The organism is Streptomyces sp. UNOC14_S4 (assembly GCF_020740835.1).
In the GTDB taxonomy this organism is placed as follows: Bacteria; Actinomycetota; Actinomycetes; order Streptomycetales; family Streptomycetaceae; genus Streptomyces.
The window spans coordinates 1-5,012 of the sequence record NZ_JAINFC010000535.1; the positions used below are offsets into that span (position 1 = coordinate 1).

The 5,012-nt window shown below is 72.4% G+C and carries 4 protein-coding genes and 1 riboswitch; of the genes, 3 read left to right on the forward strand and 1 reads right to left on the reverse strand.

The features are described 5' to 3' along the window. Positions 1-448, forward strand: a 448-nt coding sequence (locus K6I34_RS31380) for a hypothetical protein (RefSeq protein WP_229331260.1), incomplete at its 5' end; no start/stop codon positions are given. 320 nt (positions 449-768) lie between these two features. Next, entirely contained in the window at positions 769-975 is a 207-nt protein-coding gene (locus K6I34_RS31385; protein WP_183147704.1) for a DUF5999 family protein, read from the forward strand. 167 nt (positions 976-1,142) lie between these two features. Here K6I34_RS31385 and gcvP read toward each other — a convergent pair whose 3' ends face one another. After that, positions 1,143-4,028, reverse strand: a complete 2,886-nt coding sequence (gene gcvP / locus K6I34_RS31390; RefSeq protein ID WP_229331262.1) for an aminomethyl-transferring glycine dehydrogenase — start codon at positions 4,026-4,028, stop codon at positions 1,143-1,145. Positions 4,029-4,214: 186 nt separating this feature from the next. Continuing rightward, positions 4,215-4,322, reverse strand: a riboswitch (glycine riboswitch). A gap of 184 nt (positions 4,323-4,506) precedes the next feature. Between gcvP and K6I34_RS31395 the strand changes: the two genes are divergently transcribed. Further along, a complete protein-coding gene (locus K6I34_RS31395; RefSeq protein WP_229331264.1) occupies positions 4,507-4,986 on the forward strand; it encodes a PRC-barrel domain-containing protein in 480 nt (159 codons plus the stop codon). The last annotated feature ends 26 nt before the right edge of the window (positions 4,987-5,012 follow it).

The following is a 5,012-nucleotide window of genomic DNA, read 5'->3' on the forward strand; positions in this document are numbered from 1 at the left end:
GCCCCTCCACGTCCTGGAACAGGTGACCACGCGCGGCGGCACCCCCCGCACCCGGCTCACCGGCTGGCGGTTCCTGATCCGCAGCGCCGAGCGCGTGGTCGCCGCGGGCGAGGCGGCGCCCACCGCGGACGGCTGGGCGTTCTCCCACTTCTGCGAAGGCCCCTACCTCGCCTCCACCGAGCTGGCCGTGCACCAGGCGGAGGCCCTGCCGTCGCCGTACCAGCCGCGGCTGCTGTCCGTGCCCGAGCTCTACATGCTCACCCTCTGGCTGCACACGGACCTCACGGCCGAGGCCGACTCCGGGCTCCCCGGCCCCGGCGACCTGCTGGTGCCGCTCGCACCCGCGCCACCGGGGATCGCCGCGCACCGGGCACACCGGTTCACCGAACTGCTCTCGGTCCTCACGCACCGACTGGCACCACCGCCGTTGCTGCGCACCTCCGCGTGAGGCGGCAGCGCGCAGCGCAACGCGCCGGGACGAGCACGCCCCGTGTCCGCCACCGGCCACGGGGCGTGCGCCCGCGCTCACCCTCCCGGACTAGCCCGGGGTGACCACCCCGAATCCCCCGAAGGGACAGTCCCGTTGACGGCAACCGCCCGCACGGGTGACGCGTCCTCCTCGGGAGAGGAGCGCTGCCGGGAAATCCCTGCGGAATCGCGCCCGTGGGGCAACACTGGTATCGACCAACCTATTCGCCAACGGGGGGCGGCATGAGTACAGCATCGAGCCGCAGGACAGCCACCACATCGCAGCGAAAGATCCCTCCCATGTGCCAGCACCAGCCCACGTGCCCCTCAGCCGACTCCGCCGACAGGGAGGCCGCCCACCTGGTGGCGCACTTCCCCGAACAGGGCTGGAGTCTGCTGTGCAACGGCGTCCTGTGCTTCGAGGACACCGGTGAGCTGCTGCCGGACGGACAGATCATCGCTCCGCACCGGCCGCTGGCCAGCGGCAATGTGGTGACCGCTGCCTGACGGGCACTGCACGGCACCGCACACGCACAGCCCCGCACACGCGGGTCGCACATCGCGCACCGAACGCACCGCACACGAAGGGGCCGGCCCGGCGCATCCGCCGAACCGGCCCCGTTCCAGGCCCGTCACCCGGGCCCTGCCGTCAGCCCACCGGGCCCGCTGTCACCTCAGCCCTCGTAGTCCTCCAGCGGAGGGCAGGAGCAGACCAGGTTGCGGTCGCCGTACGCGCCGTCGACGCGCCGCACCGGCGCCCAGTACTTGTCCGCGGACACCCCGGCGGGGTAGGCCGCCTCCTCGCGGCTGTAGGGGTGCTCCCACTCGGCGGCGATCACCGAGGCCGCGGTGTGCGGAGCGTTCCGCAGCGGGTTGTCGTCCTTCGCCCACTCGCCGGAGCCGACCTTCTCGATCTCGGCGCGGATGGCGATCATCGCATCGCAGAAACGATCCAGCTCGGCGAGGTTCTCGCTCTCCGTGGGCTCGATCATCAGGGTGCCGGCCACGGGGAAGGACATGGTCGGCGCGTGGAAGCCGTAGTCGATCAGTCGCTTGGCGACGTCGTCGACGCTCACGCCGGTCGCCTTGGTCAGCGGCCGCAGGTCCACGATGCACTCGTGCGCGACCAGCCCGTTCGGGCCGGTGTAGAGCACCGGGTAGTGCGGCTCCAGCCGCTTGGCGATGTAGTTGGCACCGAGCACCGCGGCCTGCGTCGCGTGCCGGAGACCCTCGCCGCCCATCAGCCGGACGTATGTCCAGGAGATCGGCAGGATGCCCGCGGAGCCCCAGGGGGCCGCCGAGACCGGGCCGACGCCGGTGGCCGGGCCCGCGGTCGGCTGGAGCGGGTGGTTGGGCAGGTACGGCGCGAGGTGCGCGCGGACGCCCACCGGGCCGACGCCCGGGCCGCCGCCGCCGTGCGGGATGCAGAAGGTCTTGTGCAGGTTGAGGTGCGAGACGTCGCCGCCGAAGTGGCCCGGCTTGGCCACGCCCACCAGGGCGTTGAGGTTCGCCCCGTCCACGTAGACCTGGCCGCCCGCCTCGTGCACCAGCGCGCAGATGTCGCTGATGTGCTCCTCGAACACGCCGTGCGTGGAGGGGTAGGTGACCATGAGCACGGCCAGCTCGTCACGGTACTGCTCGATCTTGGCGCGCAGGTCGTCCGCGTCCACCTCGCCGTCCTCGCCCGTCTTGACGACGACGACCTTCATCCCGGCCATCACGGCGCTGGCGGCGTTGGTGCCGTGCGCGGAGGAGGGGATGAGACAGATGGTGCGCTGCTCGTCGCCGTTGGCACGGTGGTAGGCGCGGACGGCCAGCAGACCCGCGAGCTCGCCCTGGGAGCCCGCGTTCGGCTGGAGGGAGACCTTGTCGTAGCCGGTGACCTCGGCGAGGCGCTCCTCCAGCTCCGTGATCAGCGTCAGATAGCCCTCGGCCTGCTCGACCGGCGCGAAGGGGTGCAGCGCGGCGAACTCGGGCCAGGTCACCGGCTCCATCTCGGTGGTGGCGTTGAGCTTCATGGTGCAGGAACCGAGCGGGATCATGCCGCGGTCCAGCGCGTAGTCCCGGTCCGCGAGGCTGCGCAGGTAGCGCAGCATGGCGGTCTCGGAGCGGTGCTCGTGGAAGACCGGGTGGGTGAGGTAGTCGTCGGTGCGCAGGAGGCCCTCGGGGAGCGCGTCCGGCGTCGCGGCGTCCAGCGCCTCGATGTCGGCGTCCACCCCGAACGCCGACCACACGGCCACCAGCAGGGCGCGGGTGGTGGTCTCGTCGCAGGCGATGCCGACCCGGTCGGCGTCGGTCAGCCGGAGGTTGACGCCCTGCTCGCGGGCGGCGGCGACGATCTCGGCGGCGCGGCCGGGCACGGTCGCGGTGACCGTGTCGAAGTACGCGCCGTGCTCGACCTCGACGCCGCCCACGCGCAGCCCCGCCGCGAGGATCGTGGCGTAGCGGTGCGTACGGCGGGCGATCGCGGCGAGGCCGTCCGGGCCGTGGTAGACGGCGTACATGCCGGCCATGACGGCCAGCAGCACCTGGGCGGTGCAGATGTTGCTGGTGGCCTTCTCGCGGCGGATGTGCTGCTCGCGCGTCTGGAGGGCCAGGCGGTACGCCTTGTTGCCGTCGGCGTCGACGGAGACACCGACGAGGCGGCCGGGCAGGCTGCGGGCGTGGTTCTCGCGCACGGACATGAAGCCCGCGTGCGGGCCGCCGAAGCCCATGGGCACGCCGAAGCGCTGGGTGGTGCCGACCGCGATGTCCGCGCCGAGCTCACCGGGCGAGGTGAGCAGGGTCAGGGCGAGCAGGTCGGCGGCGACGGTCACGATCGCGCCGAGCCCATGGGCCTGCTCGATGACCGGGCGCAGGTCGCGCACGACGCCGGAGGCGCCGGGGTACTGGAGGAGCACGCCGAAGACACCGCGCTCGGCGATCTCGGCCGGGATGCCCTCCGAGAGGTCGGCGACGACGACCTCGACGCCGGTGGGCTCGGCACGGGTCCGGATGACGGCGACGGTCTGCGGGAGGGCGTCGGCGTCGACGAGGAAGACGCCCTGCTTGACCTTGCCGACGCGGCGGGAGAGCGCCATGGCCTCGGCGGCGGCGGTGCCCTCGTCGAGCAGGGAGGCACCCGCGGTGGGCAGCCCGGTGAGGTCGGCGACGACCGTCTGGAAGTTGAGGAGCGCCTCCAGCCGACCCTGGGAGATCTCCGGCTGGTACGGGGTGTAGGCGGTGTACCAGGCCGGGTTCTCCATGACGTTGCGGAGGATCACCGGCGGGGTGAAGGTGCCGTGGTAGCCGAGTCCGATCATCTGGGCGAGCACCTGGTTGCGCCCGGCGAGGGCACGGAGCTCGGCGAGGCCCTCGGCCTCGGTACGGGCCTCGGGCAGGGCGGACGGCCCGGTGCTCTTGATCACGTCCGGCACGGCGGCGGCGGTGAGCTCGTCGAGGGAGCCGAATCCGACCTGGGCGAGCATCTTGGCCTGGTCGGCGCTGTCGGGCCCTATGTGGCGCCGCTCGAAGGGCGTGCCACGCTCCAGGTCGGTAAGGGAGATGCGGTGGGCGGTCATCTGCGGAGGCCTCCTGGTCGTTGCGACCTGCGAGGGGTACCACGGCGCGGGTACCCGGACGGCCTCCCCCTCTGTCATCTCAACCTGAGAGCTTCACCGGGCCGCAGGCGGCCCGGCTTTCACCGTCGGTGAGGACGGGCTCCGGTGTCGTGCCTGACCTGGGCCCGCCCTGCTTTCCAGAGTGACCTCGTCCGTGCGGTACGTGTGCCTGAGAGATTCCGGGGAGGGTTTGCTCCTTCGGCGCCCCCGCCCGGGCCGTGAAGGCTCGTCGGAGGGCTCTCCCGCACGGGGTCTGCGGCCACTCGCCAGCCTACCAGCGCGGCTACCGGGCGATCCCTCGAGTGGCCGGTTCCCGCTTTGTGCCTTTTCGTGGTTGTCGGGGGGTGTTCCGGGGCCCGAAGTGCGGTCGGGGGCACGGGAGAAACCACGGGAGGACATAGGAGGACATAGGAGGACACGGGAGGATACAGGAGGAACGGTGCAGCCCGATATCGATCCACGGAACCTCATCGGCCGCAAGGCCTTCGACCGCGACGGCGCGAAGATCGGCACCGTGGACGAGGTCTACCTCGACGACGCGACCGGGGTGCCGGAGTGGGCCGCCGTACGCACCGGGCTGTTCGGCCGGGACACGTTCGTGCCGCTGGCGCCGAGCGAGATCGTGGACGACACGCTGCGCGTCCCCTACGAGCGTGCCCTGATCAAGGCGGCGCCGGACTTCGGGGTCGGCCGCCACCTCTCCCCCGAGCAGGAGCTCCAGCTCTACCACCACTACGGGCTCGCGCTCCCCGCGGCGGACGCGCCCTCCGAGGCCCCTGCGACAGGATCTCCCGGCGCCCCTGGCTCCCCCGGCTCCCCCGGCTCCTCCAGCTCTTCCGGCTCACCCGATGGCGAGGGCTTCGGTCCCTCCGGGCCCGCCGGTGAAGGACTCGGCACGGCCGGGCGATCGGGCGGCTGACCCGGCCGTGCCGAGTCCTTCACCGG